Here is a 5,523-nt window from a genome sequence, read left to right as displayed (position 1 = left end):
GTCATCCTCGATGATCAGCAGGAGCCTCTGCCCCTCATTCAACGCGGCGCGGTCATCCTCGATCGCCCAGCGTGGCTGGCGTGCCGGGGCGGCAGGGGTCGGAGACGGCGATGGAATGTGCGCTGCTTCCCTCGGCGGGGGCAGGGCGTGGAGTGCAGCGACCGGCATCGGATCGCGCGACGCCACATCGGCGGGGTCATAGATGAGTGGCACCGTCAGCGTGAATGTGCTGCCCTTGCCCGGCGCGCTTTCGAGGTTGATGGTCCCGCCCAGCAATCGCGTCAGTTCACGCGAGATCGAGAGCCCCAGGCCCGTTCCGCCATATTTACGGCTGATCGTCCCATCGGCCTGCTGGAAGGCGTCGAAGATGCTCTTTTGTTGATCGGGTGAAATGCCGATGCCGCTGTCGCGCACGGCAAGGGCCAGCTTCCCGCCGGCAACGCTCGCGATCTCCAGACGTACGCTGCCATGCTCGGTAAATTTGAAGGCATTGGAAAGGAGGTTCTTGAGCACCTGTTCGATCCGCTGCCGGTCGGTTTCGATCGCGCCGGGTACGTTGTCGGCGAGGCTGATCTCGAAATCGAGCCCTCGATCCTTTGCGACGGGCGCGAAGAGCTGACGCAGGTCGCCGGTCAACCGTTGCATCGACACGGGTTCGGGCTGGATCTGGACATGGCCGGCCTCGATCTTCGAGAGATCGAGGATATCGTTGATGAGTGTCAGCAGGTCATTGCCCGAGGATTCGATCGTACGGGCATATTTGACCTGCTCGGCTGACAGGCTTCCGTCGGGGTTGTCGCCCAGCAGCTTCGAGAGGATGAGAAGCGAATTGAGCGGGGTGCGCAGCTCATGCGACATGTTTGCGAGGAAGTCGGACTTGTACTGACTGGCCTGCTCGAGTTCGCGCGCCTTGAGTTCAAGGGAAGCAGCGGACCGCTCCAGCTGATCGCGCTGATTCTCTAGGGTTTGCGCCTGTTCCTCCAACTCACTGTTGGTCTGTTCAAGCTCGACCTGCTGCTGTTCAAGCCGGACCTGCGATTCCTTGAGGGCGCGGCCCTGCTCTTCGAGCTCCTCGTTCGATACGCGCAATTCTTCGCTCTGTGCCTGCAACTCCCCGGCCTGGCGCTGGGTTTCTTCCAGTGCATCCTGCAACCGCGCGCGAAAGCGGGCTGATCGCAGGGCGATGCCGATGCTTGCCGCCGCTTGGGCAAGAAATTCGATAACGAGGACGTCGACCGGGCGAAAGAAGCCAAACTCCATGACCGCATTCACGCGATCGTCTGCCGTAGCCGGCACGATAGCGAGATGGCGTGGCTGATCGCGTCCGAACGCCGATCCGATGGTCAGATAGCGCTCAGGCACGTCGTGGAGGTAGACAGGCTCGCCATCGGTGGCGACCTGACCCAGAAGGCCCTCCTTGAGAGCGAAGGCGATCGGCATGTCGCCATCGGACGGTACACCCAATGTGGCCACCCGGCGAAACGTGCCGCCCTCACCCTTGAACAATGCGCCGCCTTGAAAACCGAGATAGCGCGACAGATAGATGAGGATCGCTTCTCCCAGCTGCTCGACCGACTGGTCGCCGCGCATGGCTTCAGCTAAGCCGAGCTGGCCCGATTGGAGCCAATCCTGCCGGGCCCGTGCGCGCGCGTTGCGCCGCACAAGCAGGAAGATGGCGATCGTAAGGAGAATTCCGACAAGGCCGGAGATCATGCCGCTCGTGACGGCGGTGCGGGACGCATCGGCCATGTCGTCGATCCGGATCTGACGGAGCCGCATTTCCTCAGCCGCCATAGTGTCGAGCTGGGCGCGGATGGCATCCATCTCGATCTTGCCGCGATCGCTCGTGATTATGGCAAGCGAAGCGTTTGCATCGCCCCGGCGCCGGGCCGCGATGCTGTCCCGCAGCTCCGCCAGCTTGGCATCGACATGACGCTTCAGCCCGGCAAGGTTGGCTTCTTGTGCGGGATTGTCGCTTATCAGCCTGGCGATCGTGCCGATTTTCTCCGGCAACGTCGTGATCGCCCTTTCATAGGGGGCCAGATACGGCTCTTTGGCCGTCAGGAGATATCCGCGCTGCCCGGTTTCAGCGTCCTGTATCGTCGAAAACAGTTCATTGAGACCGATAAGCACATTATGGGTGTGACGAATGGATTGGTCGCTGTTCCGCAATGTCTGGACGTTAAAGTAGGCGGTCGCGCCGCTTATCAGAAAAAAAAGAAGTCCCAGAAATAAGCCGGCGATCGACCATGCTCTCATACGCGCGCCGGCGCTCTTGATTGACGTCACTTTAGACATTGCCGGGGAAAACTCGCTTGGAAGATATGCTCGATGGGCGTGGCGATTGTCTCCGCACAAGCAAGCGCCGCGCCCCATAGGCGCCAAATTCGATCAGGATGCAAGGTGGGAGTAAAACGGCCGATTACCAACGTACGACAAACGCGATGACCAAGCCGGCCAGCGAGAATTCCTGCACGCTTCCTCGAACCTCCAGCAGCGGCCTGGCCAGCCCCTTACCGGTCGCTGAGCCTATGCAGTCCACAAAGATATCGAGGAAGATGCCGATGGAAGCATCGCGGTTCATGAAGCAGCTCGCACGCCAGTCGGCGAGGCCGCGGACGATGAGCGCAATGATCCAACGCACCTTATTTACCCGGCGCGCGTTTGTTAACGTGCGATTGAGACCCTGCCGGCGCCAGCCTTCCGGACATGATTGCGTTTGATCAGATAGCTTCCGACCAATGCCGCTGCGAGGCCGAAAGGTCCAACCCGCTTTAACAGCGAGGTAGCAGCAGCGCCCAAAACCAGTCCGCCGGTTGCGCTCATGCCGGGAGTGCGCCCGGCCAACTTCTTGCCCGCTAAGGCACCAACAATCTTGCCGATCATATAAAATCCCCTTTCAGCCTCATCAAACTTTTCGTTGCGAAACCGGTTCCATCAGGCGCCTTTCTAGTGGCTGGGAATCACGCGATCCTTGACCGAGGCGGGATGTTCGCTGATCGGAACGACATACTTGATCTGGATCGACCATCTCGCAACCACCTTTCCGAGAAGTACCCTGGACGCCTGAGCGTCAGCGAGGTGGGCAGAAGGGGAGCGAATTGATTTTATTTGCCCGCGAGGAAATGAGTCAGGATTGGCCGTCGCCACAAGAATGCTGAATTGGCGAAATATCGGCGAATGGAGATAAAGTATATGAGGCCCGGTGCCCGAAAGGGAAGCGAGAACTCTATCGGCAGACGAAACTGAGCGTAAGTGCGGCGGAGGCAAAATGTCGCATTGCCTCCGCCCTGCGAGCAATCACCAATTGAAGCGCAGCGATCCCACCACGGTACGCGGGCCGCCATAGTAGCAGCTGTTGAGGAAGGGGCACGCGCTGATATAGGTCTTGTCGAACAGGATCGCGGCGTTGACCGATATGCTCCAGCCTTTCAGGCCTACCTTCGCCAAGTCATAGCCCAGCATGGCGTCGACCAGTGTGAAACCCTTGGTATGGAAGCGCTGGAAGGTGGTCACGCCATTGATGACCGCATAGTTGGTCGTGCCGTCGGATCCGCTGACATAGCGAACGCCCGCGCCGAAACTGAGGCCAGACAATATGCCTGTGACATTTGGTGCCTTGCCAAAATCATAGGAGAGGAAGGAGGAGGCGTTCCATTTTGGCGTGCCGAGCTGGCGGGTGCCGGTGGTGGTCGGCGTGCCGCTATTGGTCGCGGTCGACGCGATAGCCGGCGTGCCTTCGGTGATGATCGCGTCGGTGTAGCTGGCGGTCGCGACGATATCGAAGCCGGGAACCACTTCCCCGCGTCCTTCGAACTCGATGCCGCGCACGCGCGTCTCGCCGATCTGGATGGTCGCGTTCGCGGGGATGCCGCCGGTGCCGGCGCGCGGGTCGGACACGGGATTGCCCTGGCGCTTGAGCTGGTAGACCGAGGCGGTGAACAGCGCATTGATGCCGGTGGGCTGATATTTCAGGCCTGCTTCATATTGATGGCCGGTAATCGGTACGAAGGGCGCCGTTTCCGTCGCAGTCACATAGCGGGTGCCTGCCTGCGGTTCGAAAGATTCCGAATAGCTGACGTAGGGCGACAGGCCGAACTTGAACTCGTAGAGCGCGCCCAGGCGCATAGTGAATGCGCTCTGCGACAGTGTCGTTACCGGCGCGGCGCGCGCGGCGGCGGTTGTCGGGTTGAGGTTGAGCGAGGTCTGCTCATACCAGTCCTGACGCCCGCTCGCGATCAACTGGAGCCGGCCGATCGCCATCTGATCCTGGAAATAGACGCCCAACTGGTCGCGCTTGCCATAGCCGTTGGTGTAGTTGGGCGACAGGATGGTGAGGTCGAAGCTGGGCAGCGTCCCCCCATAGACCGGTGCGAACAGGCTGAGATTGGGGATGCTGGTCAGCGGATTGCTGGTCTGCCCGCTGTTGAACTGCTGGACATTCTCGCCAGTGATGCGCTGATAGTCGACGCCGACCAGCAGATTGTGCTGGATGAAGCCTGTCGCGAACCGGGCGTTCAGATGATTGTCCATCGTCAGCGTATTGAAATCTTCGTCCGCGCCGCCGCCGCCGCGCACGATGGTCGAATAATCGCTGTTGCGGCCGGTTCCGGTGCCGGTCGTTGCAAAACCCGATGTGTAGATTTGACGATAGGACAGTTTGTTGTTCTGATAGCGCAGATTCGAGGCGAAGCTCAGATGCTCGTCGAAATCATGGCGGAAGAAGGCCGCGATCGACTTGGCCTTGTGGTCGTAGCGCTCATAGCCTGGATCGCCCGTGTTCATGTCGCGCGGCAGGCTGCCATAGGGGTTGGGCAACACGGTGCCTGCCGCTGGTGTACCTGAATAGCCGCCCCCATGTGGCGTATGCTGATAGGTGGCGATCAGGGTCAGGCTGGTCGCTGCGTCGGGAGAGAAGGTCAGCATCGGACTGACATGCCAGCGCTCACTGAACGTCCCCTCGGCCAGATTGTCGCCCTTCTGCCAGCCTCCGACCAGACGCGCCTTCAGTCGACCTTCGCTGTCGAGCGGCTGGTTCACGTCTGCGGTGAAGCGGAATGTGTCATAATCGCCGATCTGCCCCTCGAACCGGCCGAATGCGGTAGCTTCGGGCATCTTGCTGGTCAGGTTGACCATGCCACCGGGCGTGGAATTGCCATAGAGCACCGATGCCGGACCCTTCACGACGTCGATATGGTCGACGCGGTTGAAGTCGATCTGCGGCGTGGAATATGGGCCGGCGATCAGGCGCATACCGTCGAGGAAGACGCCCGGCGAAAAGCCACGCAGCACCAACTGGTCATAGCGGGTCGCCAGCGCGCCGCGCTGATTGGTCGAGACGCCCGCGACATAGCCCAGCGCCTCGTTGATCGACAGCGCGTTGCGGCGGGTCAGCTCTTCCCGATCGATGATGGTGATGCTCTGCGGCGTCGCGATCAGCGGCGTGTCGGTCTTGGTGCCCGTGCTGGTCTTGTTGTCGTTGATGCCGGTAACGATGATCGTGTCGGCGCTTGATTCGGCGGC

The 5,523-nt window shown here is 60.8% G+C and carries 4 protein-coding genes; all 4 read right to left on the bottom strand.

Annotated features, from left to right (window positions below; all coding sequences use genetic code 11):
• Positions 1-2,298, bottom strand: a 2,298-nt coding sequence (locus tag VMR39_RS11680; protein ID WP_325416133.1) for a CHASE3 domain-containing protein, incomplete at its 3' end; no start/stop codon positions are given.
• Between the two features lie 124 nt (positions 2,299-2,422).
• Positions 2,423-2,644: a GlsB/YeaQ/YmgE family stress response membrane protein gene (locus VMR39_RS11675; protein WP_325416132.1), complete on the bottom strand. Its 222-nt coding sequence runs from the start codon at positions 2,642-2,644 to the stop codon at positions 2,423-2,425.
• A 23-nt stretch (positions 2,645-2,667) separates the two neighbouring features.
• Positions 2,668-2,886: a hypothetical protein gene (locus tag VMR39_RS11670; protein WP_325416131.1), complete on the bottom strand. Its 219-nt coding sequence runs from the start codon at positions 2,884-2,886 to the stop codon at positions 2,668-2,670.
• Between the two features lie 414 nt (positions 2,887-3,300).
• A partial coding sequence (locus VMR39_RS11665; RefSeq protein ID WP_325416130.1) for a TonB-dependent siderophore receptor occupies positions 3,301-5,523 on the bottom strand: 2,223 nt, incomplete at its 5' end.

The sequence above is a fragment of the Sphingobium sp. genome, from assembly GCF_035511395.1.
GTDB lineage: Bacteria > Pseudomonadota > Alphaproteobacteria > Sphingomonadales > Sphingomonadaceae > Sphingobium.
This window is presented reverse-complemented; position numbering and strand designations above follow the sequence as displayed.